This window comes from Buchnera aphidicola (Hyalopterus amygdali) (assembly GCF_964059015.1).
GTDB lineage: Bacteria > Pseudomonadota > Gammaproteobacteria > Enterobacterales > Enterobacteriaceae > Buchnera > Buchnera aphidicola_BN.
On sequence record NZ_OZ060383.1, the window covers coordinates 221,980 to 243,594 of the forward strand.

Here is a 21,615-nt window from a genome sequence, read left to right on the forward strand (position 1 = left end):
AAAATATAATTTTTAAAATTAATTATAGTCTTAATAATATTTTATATTAAATATAAATTTTTTTTTATAAAAAATATATAAGGAATTTATACCATGTCAGAAAATGTATATGATGACGTGGATCCAGTCGAAACTCATGATTGGGTGCAATCAATTGAATCTGTCATTCGTGAAGAAGGAATTGAAAGAGCTAGTTTTTTGATTGAGAAGGTTTTAAAGGCATCTAAAATAACTAGGTCCAGTTTTTTTAAGTGTTTTTTTACTAGCGACTATGTTAATACAATTAGCAGCGAAGATGAAGTAGAATATCCTGGCAACTTAGATATAGAAAAGCGTATTCGTTCGGCCATTCGTTGGAACGCTATAATGATGGTTTTACGGGCTTCAAAAAAAAATTTAGAATTAGGAGGACATTTATCTTCTTTTCAATCTTCTGCAACAATATATGAAGTATGCTTTAATCATTTTTTTCGATCTAGTAATAACGAAGATGGAGGTGATTTAGTATATTTTCAAGGTCATATTTCTCCAGGTATTTATGCTCGATCTTTTTTAGAAGGCCGTTTGTCAAAAAAACAAATTGATAATTTTAGACAAGAAGTCGATGGTAAGGGGTTATCTTCTTATCCTCATCCTAAATTAATGCCAAATTTTTGGCAATTTCCGACTGTTTCCATGGGATTAGGTCCAATTTGTGCTATTTATCAAGCCAAGTTTTTAAAATATTTACAAAATCGTGAACTAAAAAATACCTCTAAACAAACAGTTTATGCATTTTTAGGTGATGGTGAAATGGATGAACCAGAATCTAAAGGGGCAATTTCTATTGCTGTTCGTGAAAAACTAGATAATTTAATTTTTATTGTTAATTGTAATTTACAACGATTAGATGGTCCTGTAGTTGGTAATAGTAAAATTATAAATGAATTAGAGAGTTTTTTTTATGGAGCAGGATGGAAAGTAATAAAAGTTATATGGGGAGGAAAATGGGATCATTTATTAAAAAAAGACAAAACTGGAAAATTAGTTCAATTAATGAATGAAACAATAGATGGTGAATATCAAACATTAAAATCTAAAAATGGAGCATATGTTCGAGAATATTTTTTTGGAAAATATAAAGAAACATTAGAATTAGTGAAAGATATGACAGATGAGGAAATATGGGATTTAAATAGAGGAGGACATGATCCTAAAAAGATATTTAATGCTCTAAAACAAGCTAAAGAAGTTATAGGTAAGCCGACTGTTATTTTAGCTCATACAGTGAAGGGTTACGGTATGGGTGTAATCGCTGAAGGAAAAAATATAGCACATCAAATTAAGAAAATTAATATTAATGGAATTATTTATATTAGAGATCGTTTTCATGTTCCTATATCAAATGAAGATATTAAAGATTTACCATACTGGATTTTTAAAAAAAATTCTCCAGAAGATTTATATATACATAAACAAAGACGAAAACTAGGTGGTTATATTCCATTTCGTTTATCTAAATTTACAAATATATTAAACATTCCAGATTTAACATATTTTCAATCTTTATTAAAGGAACAAAATAAAAAAATTTCTACTACTATTGCTTTTGTTCGCGTTTTAAATTTAATTTTAAAAAATGATTGTATTAAAAATTTAATAGTTCCAATAATTGTAGATGAAGCTCGTACTTTTGGAATGGAAGGTTTGTTTAGGATGATTGGTATTTACAGTTCTATTGGACAAAAATATATTCCTCAAGATAGAGAACAATTATCTTATTATAAAGAAGAAAGAAAAGGACAAATATTACAAGAAGGAATTAATGAATTAGGTGCGGCTTCATCTTGGCTAGCTGCAGCCACTTCCTATAGTACCAACAATTTTCCAATGATTCCTTTTTATATTTATTACTCAATATTTGGTTTTCAAAGAATAGGTGATCTTTTTTGGGCAGCTGGTGATCAACAAGCAAGGGGTTTTCTCATTGGAGGGACTTCTGGAAGAACGACTTTAAATGGAGAAGGTTTACAACATGAAGATGGTCATAGTCATATTCAATCTTTAACGATTCCCAATTGTATTTCTTATGATCCAGCATTTGCTTATGAAGTCGCTGTTATCATACAAGACGGATTAAGAAGAATGTATGGTCCTCTTCAAGAAAATATATATTATTATATTACTACTATTAATGAAAATTATTATATGCCGGCTATGCCAAAAGGAATAGAAAAAAATATTTGTAGAGGAATGTATAAGTTAAAAACTTTTTATGCGAGTGAATTAAAAATTCAATTAATGGGGTCTGGTGCTATTTTGCGTTGTATTTGCGAAGCTGGCGAAATTTTGTTTAATGACTATCAAATTACTGTAGATATTTATAGTGTTACTTCGTTTACAGAATTAGCTAGAGATGGTGAAGACTGCGAGAGATGGAACATGTTACATCCTTTAAAAAAGAAAAAAATTGCTTATATTAAAACGATAATGAATTCTTCTCCTGCTGTTGCTGCAACTGATTATATGAAATTATTTGCTGAACAAATTCGACATTATGTTCCATCAAACGAATACCATGTATTAGGTACAGACGGTTTTGGTCGTTCAGATAGTCGTGATAAGCTACGTAATCATTTTGAAGTTAGTGCTCATTATATTGTGATAGCTGCCTTGAGTTTATTAGCTAAATTAAATACCATTAATAAAAAGGTAGTAGAAGACGCAATTATAAAATTTAACATTAATGCAGACAAAGTGCATCCGCGTTTAGCTTAAGAGGTATAAAAAAAGTGCATATTGAAGTTAAAATGCCTGATATTGGTGTAGATGAAGTAGAAATAATAGAAATATTAGTAAAAATTCATGACGAAATAAAATTAGATCAAGCATTAGTAATTGTAGAAGGAGATAAGGTTTCTATGGAAATTCCTTCACCAATATGTGGATTTGTAAAAGATATTTGTGTAAAAGTTGGTCAAAAAGTAACTACTTCTTCTATTATCATGATTTTTGATGTAAATGATATTAATTCTAATACAAGTGAAAAAAAATTTGAAAAAATTAAATTAGATAAATTAAAAAACAAAAATTCTAAAAAAAATAATATTAAAAAACATTTTTTTTCTCATGCTACACCAGTTATACGACGTTTAGCTCGTGATTTAAATATTAATTTAGATAATGTTATTGCTTCTGGTCCTAAAAATCGTATCTTGAAAGAAGATATTGAATCATATATAAAAAAAAGTATCACTAAAAAAGATTTATTTTGTCAAAATAGTACTGTAATTAAAAATTTTAATGAAACTAAATCAGAAGAAGTGTTAATTAATAATCTTCAAAGAGTTATTGGTAAGAATTTGCATAAAAATTGGATGAATATACCTCATGTAACACAATTTGATGAGGTTAATATAACTATATTGGAAGAATTTCGTCAAAAATATAATTTTGAAGAAAAACAAAAAAATAATACATATTTGAATATTACTATATTACCTTTTGTTATTAAAGCTGTAGCACATGCATTGTTAAAATTCAGAGTTTTTAATAGTTCTTTATCTACAGATAAAAAATCGATAATTTTTAAAAAATATATTAATATTGGCATTGCTATTGATGTTAAAAATAGTTTATTTGTTCCTACATTAAAAAATGTTGATAAAAAAAATATAACAAATTTATCTTCTGAATTAAGTTTTCTTGCAGAAAAAGCACATAATAATAAGTTGAATCCATCTGATATGCAAAATGGTACTTTTACAATTTCAAATTTAGGAGGTATTGGAGGAACCTGTTTTACTCCTATAATTAATTCAAATGAAGTTGCAATTCTCGGTATTTCAAAATCTATTATAAAACCATTATGGGATGGTAAAAAATTTTCTCCATCTTTAATGTTACCTTTATCTTTGTCCTATGATCATCGTGTTATTAACGGTGCAGAAGCAGCTCGTTTTATAACTTTTATTGGAAAATTATTATCTGATATACGTTTTTTAATTATGTAACTTTTTTGTTTTTAACGGAGTTTATTAATATGAATAAAGAAATTCAATCTGAAGTAGTTGTTATAGGATCAGGACCTGCTGGTTATTCTGCTGCTTTTCGATGTGCTGATTTAGGGTTAGATACTGTTTTAATAGAACAGTATGAACAATTAGGTGGAGTGTGTTTAAATGTTGGTTGCATTCCTTCAAAAGCACTATTGCATATAGCTAAAGTTATAAAAGATGCAAATGAACTTTCTAAAGCCGGTGTAGTTTTCAATCAACCAACTATTGATATTAAAAAAATAAATGATTGGAAAGAAAGTATTGTCAAAAAGCTTACTAGTGGCTTGTTTAGTATGGGAGAAAAAAGAAAAATAAGAATTATTCAAGGAAAAGCATCTTTCAATACTAATAATAGTATTTTTGTAGAAAATAAAAAAATTAATTATATGGTATTTTTTAAAAATGCTATTATTGCAACTGGATCAAAACCTATTAATATATCTTCTTTTCCTAATGAAGATCATAGAATTTGGAATTCTACAGATGCTTTGTCATTAAAAACTATACCTAAACGTTTTTTAATTATAGGCGGCGGAATAATTGGTCTAGAAATGGCAACAATATATAGTGCATTAGGATCAAAAGTAGATATTGTTGATCGATTTAGTGTTTTTCTCCCGGCAGTAGATAAAGATATTACTGATATATATAAAAAATCAATTGAAAAAAGATTTAATTTATTATTAAATACTCATGTCAAAAATGTTATTACGTCAAATAATGATAGTGTAATTGTAACGTTTTCAAAAGAAAATAATCATGAAAATACCGTGCATTATGACAATGTACTTGTTGCAATAGGTAGAAGTCCCAATATTAATTGTTTAAGAATAAATAGAATTGGATTACAATTAAATGAATCTGGATTTATTCAAACAGATATGCAACTAAAAACAAATATATCACATATTTATGCTATTGGAGATGTAACAGGTTTTCCTATGCTGGCTCACAAAGCAATACAACAGGCTCATATTGCAGCTGAAGTGATTTTTGGTAAAAAACATTATTTTGAACCTAAAGTTATTCCGTCAGTGGCTTATACAGAACCTGAAATTGCTTGGATCGGATTAAGCGAACAAGAAGCTAAAGATAAAAAAATAGATTATGAAATATCTGTTTTTCCTTGGAGTGCTTTAGGTAGGGCTAATGCATCAAATTGTACTATAGGGATGACAAAATTAATTTTTGATAAAAGTACAAATAAAATTATTGGTGGATCTATATTAGGTACAAATGCTGGTGAATTAATTGCTGAAATTGGACTTGCAATTGAAATGGGATGTGAAGCAGAAGATATTTCGCTTACTGTTCATCCGCATCCTACTCTAAGTGAGTCAATCTGTTCTGCGTCAGAGGTATATCAGGGGACAATAACAGATTTAATAAATTTAAAAAAAGTATCATTATTAAATTAATAATTCATACTATTCTTTTAGAACAAGAAAAGATTATAGAATTGAAATTTCTATAATCTTTTCTTGTTCTAAAAGAATAGTATGAATTATTTGAACTCTTTTTAATCAAGATAAGTTTATAGCTATAAAAAATTATTTTTTTATTTTTTTGATTATAGGAATATTTCTGCCATAAAATATCTCTCTCATTTCCTTCCATAGTAAATCTATAATATAAGAACGTTCAACTATTGATAGATCTTCTATATTAATGTTAAATAAATAATTTTTTAAATTAAATTCTTTTAATAACATCCGTGTATGAAAAATATTTTCTTGATATATATTAACATCAATCATTTCATACATTGATTTTATATCATCAGACATAAAATTTTGTATGGAATTAATTTTGTGATCAATAAAATGCTTGATGCCATGAATATCTCTTGTAAAACCTCGTATACGATATTCAATTGTTACAATATCTGATTCTAATTGATGGATAAGATAATTTAACGCATTAAGTGGTGAAATTATGCCACATGTCGAAACTTCTATATCTGCACGAAAAGTGCAAATTCCGTTTTGAGGATGACTTTCAGGATATGTATGAACACAAATGTGACTTTTGTCTAAATGGGCTAGTACAGAAGATGAGACAATATTATTATTTTTATTTATAATTTTTACTGTTTCTAGATTAATTGGATCTTCACATACTAAAATAGTTACGCTAGCACCCTGAGGTTCATAATCTTGATGAAAAACATTCAGGACATTAGCTCCAATAATTGAACAAGTTTTTTTTAAAATTTTTGTTAATCGAATAGCGTTATATTGTTCGTCAATATAAGAAATATAACTATTTCTTGAATCGTTGTTATTGGCATAACAAATATCGTAAATACAAAAACTTAGGCTTTTAGTTAAATTATTAAAGCCATGCAATTTTAGTTTTTGCAATTTAATTACTCTCCTATAAAAGGATTTTAACTTTTATCTAAAGTATTAATTATATATTCAGGCAAATAAAAACTACTTATATGAATTTTAAAATTATAGTAATTAAAATTTAATTTTGTATTTTTTATACGCAATTCTAAATCTTTTATATTTATTTGACGGTAATATGGGTCATCAGTCGCCCAAGAAAACATCATTACTCCTCCATAATAAGTAGGAATAGTAGCCTGATAAAAACTTACATCATTAAAAATTTTTTTTAACTTATTATAAGTTTGCCGAACATTATTTTTTTGTAGGAAAAAAACACCATTTTGTCCTACAAATATGCCGTTTTTATGAAGGCAGTTTTTACAATAGGAATAAAATTCTGGTAAAAATAAATCTTTCCCACATCCTACCGGATCAGTAGAATCTGATATGATTAGATCAAATTTTTCTTTTGAATTTTTTACGAAGTTTAATCCATTATCTATAATTAATTTTAGACGAGAATCATTGTATCCATTATTAGAGTGTTTTGGGAAATATTCTTTGCATAAATTAATAACGTTTTGATCAATTTCAATCATAGTAATACTATCAATACTATCATGTCGACATATTTCTCTTAATATTCCTCCATCTCCACCACCAATGATTAATACATTTTTTATTGATCCATGAGAAAATATAGGAACATGAGTTAACATTTCGTGATATATAAATTCATCTTTTTCTGTTGTTTGGACAATTCCATCTATTGTCATTACTCGTCCCATAATTGAGTTTTGAAAAATGATAATTTCATGGAATTTGTTTTTTTTTTGATACAATATCTTATCAATCGAAAAATACTGTCCAATATCGTAATGAAGATTTTCATACCATATTTTTTTTTTAATCATATTTTTATCCTATAAAAAATAAATGAATAAATTATTTAAGATTAATAACTTATTACAAATATAGTGAAAATATAGAATTTTTTTATATTTTTTTTTAAAAAAAGAAAATTTTTTATGAAAAAAATTTTTAAAGTTTATTTTTTGTTATAAATAATATGTTTTTCCTATCATCTAAAAAAAATAATATTTTGATATATTGAATATTTTTTATTTTAAGGAAAATAAACTTTGCGTAAATATTATAAAAATATTTTTTTATTCAAGTTTTTGTAAAAGTAGTTTAACTAATTTTGAAGATTGTAAAGACGCAATAGAAATGTTATTTTTAAATTTCAATGTGGCATTGCTATCAGATAAATCAGATATTGATTTTATTATAATAAATGGCATATTAAATTGATAACATGTTTGACCTATTGCAGTAGATTCCATATCTACTGCTATTGCAGAAGAAAATTGATTTTTTATTTTTTTAATCACATTACTACCTCTAACAAATGAATCTCCAGTAATGAGAAGTCCAGTTGAAAATAAAAAATTAGATTTAAGAATAATATTTTTTAAAATTTCATGTAAATTTTTGTTTGTTGCAAATGTTGTAGGATAGTTGGGTATTTGTCCTCTAGCATATCCAAAGTTGATCAAATTTACATCATAGTAGCATACCTGTTTTGGAATAATGATATCTCCTATATTGAGAAGAGACTTTAAACTTCCTGCGGAACCACTATTAATAATAAAATTTGGTTGATATAACTCAATAAGAATCATTGTAGCTATACTAGCTGCAACTTTTCCAATGCCCGACTTAATTAAAAAAATATTTATTTTGTTGAACTTGCCTATATAAATTTTAATTTTTCCGTGTTTTTTTATGATTAGATTGTCTATAATATTTTTAATTTCTTGAATTTCTTGTTCTATGGCGCCGATTATTCCAATTTTCATAAATAAGATTTAACTATTTTATTATTTTTAATAGTGTAAAATTGATGATATTTTTTTAAATATTAAATGAGGAACCACATCCACATGTATTTTTTGCATTTGGATTAGATACAATAAATTTTGATCCTTCTAAATTTTCTAAGTAGTCTATTGTGCCGCCATATAAATATTGTAGACTAATTGGATCCACTACTAGAAATATATTTGATTTTTTAATTAAAATATCATCTTTATCTATGTTTTCATCAAAAATAAATTGATATTGAAATCCACTACATCCTCCTCCAATAATATAGATTCTTAGTTTTAAATTTTTATTTTTTTTTTCTTGGATAAGTTTACTTATCTTCTTAGTGGCATTTGTAGTAAGTTTAATATATTTTATAGGATTGTTTTCCATTTTTAATATATTCTCAAAATGTTTACAAATATTTTATAAAAAAATGTTTTATTTAATTTTATCATAAAAAAAAAATTAAACATATTTTTAATATAAAAAAATATTAATTTAATTAAATTAATATATGAGTCCTTGCGCCGATAGATATTTTCTTTATTATTGGCGCAGGCTATGGAAGATTATTTTTTATTTTGATATAAAATAATATTAAAAAGAATATTTTTTAATATATAAAACATTGATTCCTAATATTTAAAAATTTAATCGGATCGTTTTCGAAGAAATGCCGGAATGTCTAAATATTCTGGTTCTTTTCTTCTTTTTTGCGCATCTACTTCTTTTATTTCCTTTATTATATTTTTTTTATCATTTTTTGTATTCGAAACATTTGAATATTGATAACGATAATCCATTAATATTTCTTTAGAAGATTTATTTTTTATTTGATTTATGTCTGAATACTTTTCCATACCAATACCTGTTGCAACTACCGTTACTCTAAGTGTATCATTCATATCTGGATCTAAAGAGGTTCCTATGACTACTGTAGCATTATCTGAAGCAAAAGATCTAATAGTATTTCCTACTGTTTCAAATTCATCTAATTTTAAATCAAAACCAGCAGTAATATTAACTAAAACACCCCGCGCTCCTGATAAATCTATATCTTCTAAAAGAGGACTAGATATGGCAATTTCAGATGCTTCTTCAGCACGATTTTCTCCAGAAGAAACGCCAGTTCCCATCATAGCGTATCCCATTTCTAGCATAACAGTCCTTACATCAGCAAAATCTACATTCATTAATCCAGGTCGAGTAATTAATTCTGCAATTCCTTGTACAGCTCCTTTTAAAACATTATTAGCAGCACCAAAAGCATCTAATAAAGAAATACCTCGATTTAATACTTTAAGTAACTTATCATTAGGTATAGTAATTAAAGAATCTACATGTTTTGATAGTTCTATTACTCCCTGATCCGCGACAATCATTCTTTTTTTACCTTCAAAGTTAAAAGGTTTTGTTACTACAGCGACAGTTAAAATACCTAATTCTTTTGCTATTTCTGCTACAACAGGTGCTGCACCGGTTCCAGTACCACCGCCCATACCTGCGGCTATAAAAACCATATCTGAACCATCTAGAGCAGTTTTTAATAATTCTTTATCTTCTTCTGCTGAAGTACGTCCAATTTCTGGATTTGCACCAGCTCCTAATCCCTTAGTAACATTATTGCCTATTTGTATAGTTTGACTGACTTCGACTTTTTTTAAAGCCTGTGCATCAGTATTAATAACAAAAAATTCAACCCCCTCAATATGTTCTCGTACCATATGTTCCACTGCATTACCACCACCACCACCAACACCTACTACCTTAATTACTGCATTATTGCTTAATTCTACAGGTTCAAACATAATTTAATTCCATTATATATCTTTAATATTAGAAGGTTTTAGTTTTTTTAAAATTCTTTTTTAAACCAATGATGAATTTTTTTAAAGCATCTTTCAATAAAAGAATTTTCTTCCTTTTTGTTTTCACAATTAAAATAGAATTCTTTTCCATAGTGTAACAAGCCTACTGCTGTTGAATAATTTGGTTCAGCTATATTATCTATTAATCCTGAAATATTTAAAGGTTTAGCAATTCTAATTTTTTTTTGAAAAATTTTTTCTGCACATTCAGTTAAAAATAAAATTGTTGAAGCACCTCCAGTAAGTACTATACCACTTGATAATTGATATTTTTTCCCATCTTTATAAAGTTTTTTTTGTACTTGAAGAATTCTATTATTAATTAAGCATAATAGTTCGGTATATCTCGATTCAATTACTTCGATGACTGTATCTTGTGGTAGATTTTTTTGAAAATTTCCATATTTTTTTGGTAGATCAATAATTTTTGATGTACCTGGAGGTAGTTTCAATGCAGAACCATATTTAATTTTTATATTTTCTGAATCAAAATAAGATGTGCTAAAAGCATACGAAATATCTTTAGTTACAATATTTCCTGCATATGGAATAACTTGGCTATCTTCTATAGATCCATCAATATAAGTAGTAAAATCTATCGTTCCCCCTCCTATATCAATCATACAAACGCCAAGTTTACATTCATCTTCTGTTAAAACAGCTTTGCTTGAAGCAAGACCAGAAAAAATTACTTGATCAACTTTAATATCACATTTTTCGACTGCTTTGATAATATTTTTAGTTATATTTTGATGGCAAGTAATTAAATGTACTCTTACTTGCATTCTTGTTCCAGATAGTCCTATTGGATTTTTTATTCCAGATTGTTGATCAATTGAATATTCTTGTGGAATTACATGTAATATGTGATGTTCATTAAGAATTTTTACAGATTTTGCAGTATGTATTACATTTTCTATATCTTCTTTTGTTACTTCATCTTCAGCAATAGGAACAATACCAATTTCATTTTGACAATTAATATATTTATTAGACAAAGACAAACACACAGAGGTGATTTGACAATTAGCCATAGTTTCAGCTTGATGAATAGATTCTTTTATGCATTTAATTACTGCATCTAAATTATTTATTCTACCTTTGTCTATTCCTTTTGATTTACATATTCCAGTTCCAATGACTTTTATTTGAAGATCTGTTGAAACTTCTCCTACCAAAGTTATAACTTTAGTAGTACCAATTTCCAGTCCGACTACTAATTTTCTATTTTTTGAGATAATCATTATTCTTTAGCCTGTACTATATTTTTTTAAATATTACCTTTATAATAAAATTCGATTTCTACTTTTTATAATGCCATTATTGTAAATAAATAATATTCACTTATTTTTTTATGGAAAAACTAATCCTTTATAAATGAATTTAATTTTTTTTATTTATAGCAAGATTGTTTTATTTTAAAAAAAGTAATGTTATGGGATATAGTTCTTTTATTAAAATGAAATTTGCAATTGTTTTAATATTTTCACTAATATAGTATATTGTTTTGCAATTTTTATTGAAGAAAATTTTGATTTAAATAATTTTATCAATCAAAAAAAATTAAAAATTAGTAATAATTATCAAGAACGTCAAAAAATATTTGTTTTCTTATTTATATTTAAAATTTTTAATACTAGTTCGTCAAAAGATATTCCTATGCTTTTAGCGGCAATTGGTAGTAAACTTCGATTAGTCATTCCTGGTATAGTATTTATTTCTAGTAGCCAAAAATTATTGTTTTTATCTAATATTGCATCAATTCTTCCACATCCCTTACATCCTAATATATTCCAAGCGCTTTCTGTAATTTTTTTTAATTCCTTTTCTTTTTTATGGTTTAATTCGCTTGGACATAAATATTTAGTAGAAGACGCCATATATTTAGCTGTATAGTCATAAAAATTATTTTTTGTAATAATTTTTATGGAAGGTAATATTCTTTTGTCAAGAATTGATACTGTATATTCTATTCCTTCTAAAAACGGTTCGATTAGTATATCATGACTATATTTAAATGCGATTTCAATAGATTGAATTAATTGACTTATATGATGTACTAATGTTATTCCTATACTAGAACCTGAATTATTTGGTTTTATTATAATAGGAAATTTTAATTTTAAAATTTCTTTTAATATTAAAGGGTACGTATTTTTTGAAAAATCCTTTTTTTTCAAAAAAATATCAGGTAATACAGGAATAGAGCAAGCTTTCCATAATAATTTTGTTCTCCATTTGTCTAAAGAAATTGCAGAAGACATGATACCACTTCCTGTATACGGAATATTTAAATATTCTAGAATACCTTGTATAGTACCATCCTCTCCACCTTTTCCATGAAGTGCAATATATGCACTTTCAAAACCTTGTTTTTTTAATTGTATAATAGGAAAATCACGAGTATCTATTGGATAGGCATTCATTCCTGATTTTAATAAACTTTTAAGAATTGCATATCCAGATTTAATTGAAATATATCGTTCAGCAGAATTACCTCCTAATAATACTGCTATTTTTTTTTTCATATTACCACCTTTTTATTTTTTAAAATAAAAGTTTTATTCATTATAGTATCAATATTTCCAGCACCCTGTATTAAGATAATATCATTTCCATTTAAATAAGGAATAAGAAATTTTAATATTAATTTATTGTTATTTACTAAACTTATATTCATTTTTTTTATTTTTTTTATATCATTATATAATGCTAAGCTGTCATATCCCGTAATATATTTTTCATTTGCAGAATATACTTTTAATATTAATAAGGAATCAACTTGAGATAAAACTTTAATAAAATCGTAATATAAATGATATGTTCTTGTATAGCGATGCGGTTGAAAGATCATTATTAAATTTTTTTTAGGCCAACTTGTACGTATTGTTTTAATATTTTCAAATAATTCAGTTGGATGATGTCCATAATCGTCTATCAAAATAGCACTTTTATTTGTAATAGAATTGCTTTTTTTTATAAATAAATTTCCAACATATTCAAATCTTCTAACAGTTCCTTGAAATTTTTTTAATGATTGATAAATTTTTTCGTCAGGTATTTTTTGATACATTGCAAAAGAAATTGCAGCTGCAGCATTTAAAGCGTTGTGTTTTCCGGGTATATTTAAGGTGATATTTAAATTATTTAATTGTTTTTTTCTGATCAATTTAAAATAACTTATAAAACCTTCTTGTTTGTAACATGTTATTCGTATGTCTGCATTTTTATTAAATCCATATGTAATTATTTGACATTTTATTTTAGGTAAAATATCACGAATAGAACTGTTGTCTGTACATACTATTGCTATCCCATTAGATGGGATTTGATTTAAGAATTTTAAAAATGTTTTTTTTAATAGCGTAAAATTACCATTATAATAATCTATATGATCAGATTCAATATTAGTTGTAATAGCTATTTTAGGATTTAAATAAAGAAACGAACTATCGCTTTCATCCGCTTCTACAAGAAAGTAATTAGAAGATCCAAGTTTTGCACAAGAATTAATAGATTTTATTAATCCGCCGTTAATAACTGTAGGATCTAACGCATTATTTTTTAATATATCGAAAATCATAGCAGTGGTTGTTGTTTTACCATGTGTTCCTGACACTGCTATTCCAAACTTATATTGCATTAATATTTGAAGCATTTCTGCTCTTAAAAATATAGGAATATTTTTTTTTTTTCCTTCTATAAGTTCTGGATTATCAGGAGCAATAGCACTTGATTTAACAATAAAATCAATGTTTTTGATATTATCTTTAGAATGTTGAAAAAAAATATTTGCTCCCATTTTTTTTAATTTTTTTGTCATCAAATTTTTTAACAAATCTGAACCGCTAACTACATATCCTAATTTTAATAGTATAAAAGCAATACCACTCATTCCTGATCCAGCAATTCCGATTAAATGAATTTTTTTATATTTTTTTTCTTCAAAAAAATTATTTTTTTTTATGTTGTTTATTTTCATTTTATTTTATGAAATATATTTCCTTTAAATTATAAAAAATATTTTATTTTTGATGAGTAATATGATGAATAATTTTATATATTTTTGACATAGAATTTCGTTGTCCTAAAGAATAAGCTTGTTCTGCCATTAGAAGAAGCTTTTCCCTATTTAGTAAATTTAATATTTTTATAATTATTTTTTCATTAAATTCTGACTGTTCTATGATTTTAGCAGAACCATTTTTTTCTAAATATTTTGCATTTAAATACTGTTGTTTATCTTTATGTGGATAAGGTATAAATATTGCGCCTAAACCTACTGCAGCAATTTCGCTTACTGTTAAAGCGCCAGATCGAGATATAATTATATCTGCCCAGGAATAAGCATCTGATATATTTTCGATAAAACGATCTACCACATGTTTATATGAGCTATATTTTTTGTATTTTTTTTTAGTTTTTTCGTAATCAAGATTACCTGTTTGATGCCAAATAACAATTTTTTCGTGTAATACTAAAGATATCTTTGGAAGAATATGATTAAAAATTGAAGCTCCTTGACTTCCTCCTATAATTAAAATTCTTAAAGGTCCTGTCCTGTTTTTAAAACGTTTTGCAGGTTTTGGTATATTGATAATATCTTCTCGAATTGGATTTCCTACTACTTCTGCATTTGACAAAGTATTTGGAAATGCTTGCATATTTTTTTTTGAAATTTTAGATAGTATTTTATTTGTAATCCCTGCAATTTTATTTTGTTCATGTAAAATAAAAGGAATTCTAGAATTCCACGCTGCTAATCCACCAGGACCTGATACGTATCCTCCCATGCCTAATACGATATTTGGCATCCAAGTTTTTATTATTTTTTTTATTTGAATAAAAGCATTGAATATATGTATTGGAGAACAAACTAAATTTTTTAAGTTAGTATTACGTAGTCCATTAATTTTTATAAAGTGAATTTTAATATTATGTTTCGGAATAATTTTAGACTCTATTTTATTTTTTGTCCCTATCCAATTAATTTTCCATCCTTTTTTAATTAAATATTTTGCAATAACAAGACCTGGAAAGACATGTCCACCGCTACCGCCTGCTATTATAATAATTTTTTTTGAATGCATTTATTTTCCTTTAGGAAAAGCTTGATTTTCGCTTAATCGTATTTCAAAATCAATTCTTAATAATATACAAATAGCCATTAAATTTATAATTAAACTCGATCCTCCATAGCTAATCAATGGTAAAGTTAAACCTTTTGTAGGTAATATACCTGTAACAGTGCCAATATTAATTAATGTTTGAAAACTAAACCATAAACCAATTGAACAGGCTAAAAAACCTGAAAAGACCTCTTTTTTAGATAAAGATTTTTTTCCAATGTACATAGCTCGAAATGAAATAATAAAAATAGTTAATAAGATTAAAAAACAGCCTACATAACCTAGTTCTTCACCTATAATAGAAAAAATAAAATCACTATGCGCTTCTGGTAAATAATTTAATTTTTGTATTGAGTTACCCAAACCTTCTCCAAAAAAATGACCACGTCCTAAAGCTATTAGTGATTGTATTAATTGATAACCATTTCCAAAAGGGTCCTGCCAAGGATTCCAAAAAGATAGTATTCTTTTAAGACGATATGGTTCAACTAAAATTAAACAAGTCAAAGTTAGAAAAACTATAAAAATAATTGTAAAAAATTGTTTTATTTTTACTCCAGAGAGAAATAACATTGATAATGTTGTCAGAAATAAAACAATAACTGTACCTAGGTCAGGTTCTGCTAATAAAAGAATAGATTGTATAGATATAATTGTTAATGGTTTTAAAAAATCCCAAAAATTATTACGCACTTCATTCGTTTTTCTTGATAAATAGTTGGATATATAAAAAAAAGAAGATATTTTACATATTTCTGCAGGTTGTACATTTAAAAAACCGAAATTTATCCATCTATAGGATCCGTGTACTGATTTTCCTATTAATAATACAATCGAGAGTAGAAAAATAGAAATAATTAATATTAAATTGCTATTTCTTTCCCAAAAGATTATAGGTGTACGTAAAAAAATACAAGATAGTAAAAATACTAAAAAAAAATAAAAAATTTCTCTTTTTACAAAAAAAAAGGGATCATGGTATAAATTTTGTCCTATGGGGATAGATGAAGAAGTTACCATGATTAATCCTGTAGCACACAAACCTAAAGTTAACCATACTAAGAATCGATCATATAATATAGTATTATCGTTTTTTTTTTTTAAAAAAAACATTAATTTATTTCCTTAGATAATTTTATAAAAAGTTTGCCTCTTTCTTCAAAGTTAGAAAATTGATCTTTACTGCTGCATGCAGGAGATAAAAGAACAATGTCACCAGGTTGAACTTGTTTAGAAATTAAAATCATTGCTTTTTTTAAATTTTCAACATAAATAGATTTTTTTTGACATATTTTTGACAAATTAAAACCATCTTTTCCAAAACAATATATTTTTATATTTAGTTTTTCAAAACAATTTTTTAAACTTTCAAAATTAGCAGATTTACTATCTCCACCTAACAACAACCATATTCTACCTTTTGTATTTAAGTTTTCTAAAGCTGTTTTGGTACTATTAACGTTAGTAGATTTAGAATCATTAATCCAAGATACGTTATTCTTTACATGTATTGTTTGAAATCGATGTGGTAAACCTGAAAATTTTCTAATTATTTCTATGGTTTTTTTTTGATTAAATTTCATAGCATCAGAAATTGCTAAGGATACTAGTGCATTTTCATAATTATGATATCCATTTAATAGCATTTCGCTAGTATCGAGTATATTTTTTTTTTTATAACATAAAAAATATTTTTCTTTTTGATAAGAAATATTATAGTCGCTGTCCTTTGTACCAAAAAAAATATATTTTTGATGGTTGTTATTCCATATATTTTTTTTAGTATTATTTTTTTTGATTAAACAAATGTCAGCATAATTATATATAGATAGTTTAGTTTTTTTATATTGTTCGAAACCCATTGGATATCTATCAATATGATCTTCGGTAATATTAAGAACTACAGCTATTTTTGATTTTAGAGAAAATGTATTTTCTAGTTGAAAGCTAGATAGTTCTAGTATATATAATGTCGCTTTTTTTTTTAACATATCTAAGGCTGGAAATCCAATATTTCCTCCTAAAATTGATTGATGTCCTGATTTTTCTGCAATTCTTTGGACTATTGTTGCTACTGTACTTTTTCCATTAGTACCAGTAATAGAGATAATAGGATGTTTCGCTTCTCTGCAAAATAATTCAATGTCGCTAATAATATTAATTCCTAATAATCTAGCTTTGACTAAAATAGATTTAAAAGAAGATATACCTGGACTAATAATAATTAAATCAGATTCAAAAATCCATTTTTCGTCTAATTCTCCCAGCTTATATTGAACTTTTTTAGGAATTTTATTTAAAAATTTAGGTATTTTAGATTCATCCATCGCTTTAACTTGGATCCCTTTATTAAAAAAAAAATTAATACATGATATCCCAGTCAATCCTAATCCTAAAATTAATATTTTTTTTCCGAAATAATTATCTGACATTAATTTACCTTTAAGGATGCGATGCCAATTAATAAACATATAAAGGAGAGGATCCAAAATCTTACAATAATTAGAGATTCAGATATACCTTTTATTTCATAATGATGATGAATCGGCGCCATTTTAAAAATTCTTTTTTTTCTTATTTTAAAATATATAACTTGCAATATTACTGATATAGCTTCAAGTACAAAAATACCGCCTAAAATTAATAATAACAATTCCTGGTGTAATAATATTGATATCATTCCTAGTGCACCACCCAAAGATAGTGATCCTACATCGCCCATAAATATTTTAGCTGGATAAGCATTAAACCATAAAAATCCCAGTCCTGATCCAGTTATTGCTGCACATAAAATACTTAGTTCATTTGCTTTTTTTAAATAAGGAATATTCATATAATGAGCAAAAAAAACATTTGAACTACACAGTGAAATAATTCCTAAACCAACAGACAAGAATATTATTGGCATGATCGCTAATCCATCTAATCCATCTGTTAAATTTACTGCATTACTGGTTCCAACAATAACAAAATAACATAAAAACATATATAAATAATTGATTTTAAAAAATATTTTAGTATAAAATGGAATAACTAATTCGATGTTTATTGAATTATTTGAATTAACATATATCATACTGATCATTATTATCGCAACTATTGATAACCAAAAAAATTTTGATAGGATTTTTAATCCTTGAGTATTTTTAAAATTTATTTTTTTGTAGTCATCTAAAAAACCAATTATGCCACATCCTATTAGTACACCTATAACACACCAAATATAAAAATTACATAAATCACAATAAAGAAAAACACCAATTAATATTGAAATTAATATAATTAACCCTCCCATAGTTGGTGTATTTTTTTTACAGGAATGTGTTTTTGGTCCATCCATACGTATTATTTGATATTTTTTTAAATTTTTAAAATAAGCTATAATATATGGAATAAAATATAGATTAATAAAAAAACTTGTTAATATACTAAGAATTATTCGAAATGTAATACAAGAAAATATCTTAAAATTTAAATATTGATTAATCAATATTATCATTTTTTTTACACTCCCTGATTAAGTATGTTACTGTTTTTTCCATTTTCGTGCTACGAGAACCCTTAATTAACACGGTAATTGTCTCTTTTTTTAAGATAATTTTTTTTAGTTTTTTATTTAATTTTATTTTATCTAAAAAATGTACTCCATTTTCAGACATTTTTGTAATTTCATGACTGTTTTCTCCAATACTAAATATAATGTCAATTTTAGATATATTAGCAATATTCCCGATCATTCTATGATATAGAATGCTATTTTTTCCTAATTCTGCCATATCTGCTACTACTAGTATTTTGTAACCTGGCATTTTTTCTAATATTTTAATTGCTGCAATCATTGATGCTACATTAGAATTATATGTATCATTAATTAAAATCTTATTGGGACTTAATTTAATTGATTCTAATCGACCAGACAAGGTAGGTGTTTTTGATAGACCATTTTGAATTTCTTTTAAAGGTATATTAATAGAGTATGCTAAAGCAGTTGCTGCTAGTGCATTGGATATATTTTGATAACCTAAACAAGGCAATGAAATGTTTACTTTTCCAGAAGGTGTGTACATGGTGAAACATGTTTTATCCGTATATATTTTAATATTTTTAGAAAAGAAATGACTTTCTTTTTTTTTTCTATAGAAAAATATACAACTTTTTTATTTTTTATCTTTTTTTTCCATTGGGAAATATGATGACTATCTAAATTAATGATAACTGTTCCTTGAGATTGTAGTCCAGATAATATTTCTGATTTTGCTTTTGATACTCCCAACAATGATTTAAAACCTTCTAAATGAGAATAATAAATATTATTGATTAATACAATATTTGGTTGTGCAATATTAGAAGTATAATGAATTTCGCCAGGATTGCTTCCACCTAATTCAATTATTCCGTATTTATGTTTTTCTTCTAATCGTATTAAAGTTATAGGAACACCTATATGATTATTTAAATTATCAAATGTAGATATTGTATTTTTATATTTTTTTAATATAGATTTAGTCATTTCTTTTACTGATGTTTTCCCACAAGAACCAGTAATTGATAATATTTGTGGATTGATTTTTTTACGAAGCCAATTAGCTATTTTTCCTAAAGCGATAGTTGTATTTTCTACAATAATATAATTAGTTTTAAATGCTATTTTTTTTTGTGTAATAATTGCAGAACAACCTTTATGTAAAACTTCTTCAATAAAATTATGTGCATCAAATTTTTTACCTTGTAAAGCGATAAAAAGAGAACCTGGGGTAATTTTTTTACTATCTATAATGACATTGTGTATTATTAAACTTTTGCCATATAATTTACCATTCGTGATATTAGCAATTTTTTTTAATGACAAAGGAATCATGGTTTTTTTCCAATAAATTTTGTACTACTTTTTGATCTGAATAATTAATTTTTTGATTGCCAATTATTTGTTGTGTTTCATGACCTTTCCCAGATATAAAAATTATATCGTCTACTTTTGCTTGAAAAAAAATAGTCGATATTGCTTTTTTTCTATTAGGAATAATTATTATTTCTTTCTTTTTTGTACATCCTTCTAAAATTTCTTGAATAATTTTTTCTTGGTTTTCGTTTCTAGGATTATCATTAGTAAGAACTACTTTATACGCTATTTTTTCTGAAATAGTTCCCATTAGTGGACGTTTTTTTCGGTCTCTTTCTCCTCCACATCCAAATATACACCATATCTTTTTTTTTGAAAAATGTAATTGAATTGCATTCAATGCTTTTTCTAATGCATCAGGCGTATGTGCATAATCTATAATAATTGTAGGTTTGTCAGCTGAACTGAATATTTGCATTCGACCATGTATAGGTTGAATTTTTATAGATGTATTAAGAAGATCTGATAATTTATAATTCATTTCCAACATACAAGCTAATGCTAATAATAGATTATTTATATTAAAATCACCAATTAGAGAAGTTGATAATAAACCGTTTCCCCAACTAGATTCAAATTTAACATCGGTAAAATTATTATTAATTTTAATGCAAATAGCGTTAATCCATTTTTTAGAGTATTTTTTTTGATATGAATCTTTTATAGTCACAGCAGTTGTATATTTGTTTGATAGTTTTTTTAACCATTTTTTTCCGTATTCATCATTGGCATTTAATATTATTTTTTGTATTCTATGTTGGCTTAAAAAAGACCATTTTGATAATTCATATTGCTTCATATTTTTATGATAATCTAAATGATCTTGTGTTAGATTTGTAAATATTCCAATATAGAATGGAATATTTTTTACACGATTTTGTATTAGCCCATGTGATGATACTTCCATAGTTACTAGCTGAATTTTTTTTTTACAGCCATATCTAAAAATGATTGAATTTCAATAGCTGAAGAAGTTGTGTTTTTTGTTTTTTTTAAAATGTTATTAAAACCATTTCCCAAAGTTCCCATAGTGCCAAATTGTTTTTTTAATAGTTTACTCCATTGATTAATTAGTTGTGTTACGGTTGTTTTTCCATTAGTTCCAGTTACGCCAATTACTTTGAGTTTATTCCCTGGTTGTTTATAAAATCTTCCTGCTAAATTTGAAACATTTTGAGATAATTGAAAAAAATGTAATACTGGAATACTATTGATATAGTTTATATGTCCGTGTTTAAGTTTATTTTGAGTGTCTGATATAATCGCAGCTGCTTTTTTTTTAATTGCTTCAGAAATAAAATTATTTCCATCTTTTTTTGTTCCCTTAATAGCTACAAAAACATCCTTTTCATTTATTTTACGACTATCTAAAACTAATTTTGCAATTTCTTTTTTAGGAAGATTCATAATCCATGGTGATAAGAGATTTTTTAAGTTCTTTTTTTTCATTAATGTTCCTTAATATGTTTTTTA

Annotated in this window: 17 protein-coding genes and 1 pseudogene; 3 read left to right on the top strand and 15 right to left on the bottom strand. The window is 25.8% G+C overall.

The window, feature by feature from the left end:
* The first annotated feature begins 93 nt into the window (after positions 1 to 93).
* The 3 genes from aceE to lpdA are packed head-to-tail and all read left to right on the top strand — an operon-like array spanning position 94 to position 5,455.
* A complete protein-coding gene (gene aceE / locus AB4W74_RS01055; RefSeq protein ID WP_367682162.1) occupies positions 94 to 2,757 on the top strand; it encodes a pyruvate dehydrogenase (acetyl-transferring), homodimeric type in 2,664 nt (887 codons plus the stop codon).
* Between the two features lie 14 nt (positions 2,758 to 2,771).
* The gene (locus AB4W74_RS01060) at positions 2,772 to 3,992 is read left to right on the top strand and encodes a 2-oxo acid dehydrogenase subunit E2 (protein WP_367682163.1); all 1,221 of its coding nucleotides are present in this window, start codon (positions 2,772 to 2,774) and stop codon (positions 3,990 to 3,992) included.
* Positions 3,993 to 4,021: 29 nt separating this feature from the next.
* Positions 4,022 to 5,455, top strand: coding sequence for a dihydrolipoyl dehydrogenase (lpdA, locus tag AB4W74_RS01065; RefSeq protein ID WP_367682164.1), 1,434 nt, complete (start codon positions 4,022 to 4,024; stop codon positions 5,453 to 5,455).
* A gap of 132 nt (positions 5,456 to 5,587) precedes the next feature.
* Here lpdA and speD read toward each other — a convergent pair whose 3' ends face one another.
* From speD to murE, 15 genes and pseudogenes are all read right to left on the bottom strand, one after another.
* Positions 5,588 to 6,400 (bottom strand): adenosylmethionine decarboxylase, encoded by an 813-nt coding sequence (gene speD, locus AB4W74_RS01070; protein ID WP_367682165.1) that lies wholly within the window; start codon positions 6,398 to 6,400, stop codon positions 5,588 to 5,590.
* 26 nt (positions 6,401 to 6,426) lie between these two features.
* Positions 6,427 to 7,287 (bottom strand): polyamine aminopropyltransferase, encoded by an 861-nt coding sequence (gene speE / locus AB4W74_RS01075; RefSeq protein ID WP_367682166.1) that lies wholly within the window; start codon positions 7,285 to 7,287, stop codon positions 6,427 to 6,429.
* 255 nt (positions 7,288 to 7,542) lie between these two features.
* Positions 7,543 to 8,235, bottom strand: a complete 693-nt coding sequence (locus tag AB4W74_RS01080; RefSeq protein WP_367682167.1) for a 5'-methylthioadenosine/adenosylhomocysteine nucleosidase — start codon at positions 8,233 to 8,235, stop codon at positions 7,543 to 7,545.
* A 55-nt stretch (positions 8,236 to 8,290) separates the two neighbouring features.
* Positions 8,291 to 8,635 carry an iron-sulfur cluster insertion protein ErpA gene (gene erpA, locus AB4W74_RS01085; protein ID WP_367682168.1) on the bottom strand — a complete coding sequence of 115 codons (345 nt, stop codon included), beginning with the start codon at positions 8,633 to 8,635 and terminating at the stop codon, positions 8,291 to 8,293.
* Positions 8,636 to 8,895: 260 nt separating this feature from the next.
* A complete protein-coding gene (ftsZ, locus tag AB4W74_RS01090) occupies positions 8,896 to 10,053 on the bottom strand; it encodes a cell division protein FtsZ (RefSeq protein ID WP_367682169.1) in 1,158 nt (385 codons plus the stop codon).
* A gap of 47 nt (positions 10,054 to 10,100) precedes the next feature.
* The gene (gene ftsA, locus AB4W74_RS01095; RefSeq protein WP_367682170.1) at positions 10,101 to 11,357 is read right to left on the bottom strand and encodes a cell division protein FtsA; all 1,257 of its coding nucleotides are present in this window, start codon (positions 11,355 to 11,357) and stop codon (positions 10,101 to 10,103) included.
* 348 nt (positions 11,358 to 11,705) lie between these two features.
* The gene (locus AB4W74_RS01100) at positions 11,706 to 12,641 is read right to left on the bottom strand and encodes a D-alanine--D-alanine ligase (RefSeq protein WP_367682171.1); all 936 of its coding nucleotides are present in this window, start codon (positions 12,639 to 12,641) and stop codon (positions 11,706 to 11,708) included.
* A complete protein-coding gene (gene murC / locus AB4W74_RS01105; RefSeq protein ID WP_367682172.1) occupies positions 12,638 to 14,095 on the bottom strand; it encodes a UDP-N-acetylmuramate--L-alanine ligase in 1,458 nt (485 codons plus the stop codon). Before murC ends, AB4W74_RS01100 begins: the two co-directional genes overlap by 4 nt.
* 43 nt (positions 14,096 to 14,138) lie before the next feature.
* Positions 14,139 to 15,203 (bottom strand): undecaprenyldiphospho-muramoylpentapeptide beta-N-acetylglucosaminyltransferase, encoded by a 1,065-nt coding sequence (gene murG, locus AB4W74_RS01110; protein ID WP_367682173.1) that lies wholly within the window; start codon positions 15,201 to 15,203, stop codon positions 14,139 to 14,141.
* A complete protein-coding gene (gene ftsW, locus AB4W74_RS01115) occupies positions 15,204 to 16,355 on the bottom strand; it encodes a cell division protein FtsW (RefSeq protein WP_367682174.1) in 1,152 nt (383 codons plus the stop codon).
* Positions 16,355 to 17,674, bottom strand: coding sequence for a UDP-N-acetylmuramoyl-L-alanine--D-glutamate ligase (gene murD, locus AB4W74_RS01120; RefSeq protein ID WP_367682175.1), 1,320 nt, complete (start codon positions 17,672 to 17,674; stop codon positions 16,355 to 16,357). Before murD ends, ftsW begins: the two co-directional genes overlap by 1 nt.
* Complete coding sequence (gene mraY, locus AB4W74_RS01125) at positions 17,674 to 18,741, bottom strand: phospho-N-acetylmuramoyl-pentapeptide-transferase (protein WP_367682176.1); 1,068 nt, start codon at positions 18,739 to 18,741, stop codon at positions 17,674 to 17,676. Before mraY ends, murD begins: the two co-directional genes overlap by 1 nt.
* Positions 18,725 to 19,309, bottom strand: a complete 585-nt coding sequence (locus AB4W74_RS01130) for a glutamate ligase domain-containing protein (RefSeq protein WP_367682177.1) — start codon at positions 19,307 to 19,309, stop codon at positions 18,725 to 18,727. Before AB4W74_RS01130 ends, mraY begins: the two co-directional genes overlap by 17 nt.
* Positions 19,285 to 20,100: a UDP-N-acetylmuramoyl-tripeptide--D-alanyl-D-alanine ligase gene (gene murF, locus AB4W74_RS01135; protein ID WP_367682178.1), complete on the bottom strand. Its 816-nt coding sequence runs from the start codon at positions 20,098 to 20,100 to the stop codon at positions 19,285 to 19,287. The genes AB4W74_RS01130 and murF overlap by 25 nt, the downstream gene beginning before the upstream one ends.
* Positions 20,069 to 21,591: pseudogene (gene murE / locus AB4W74_RS01140) on the bottom strand (UDP-N-acetylmuramoyl-L-alanyl-D-glutamate--2,6-diaminopimelate ligase). Before murE ends, murF begins: the two are co-directional and overlap by 32 nt.
* Positions 21,592 to 21,615 lie beyond the last annotated feature (24 nt).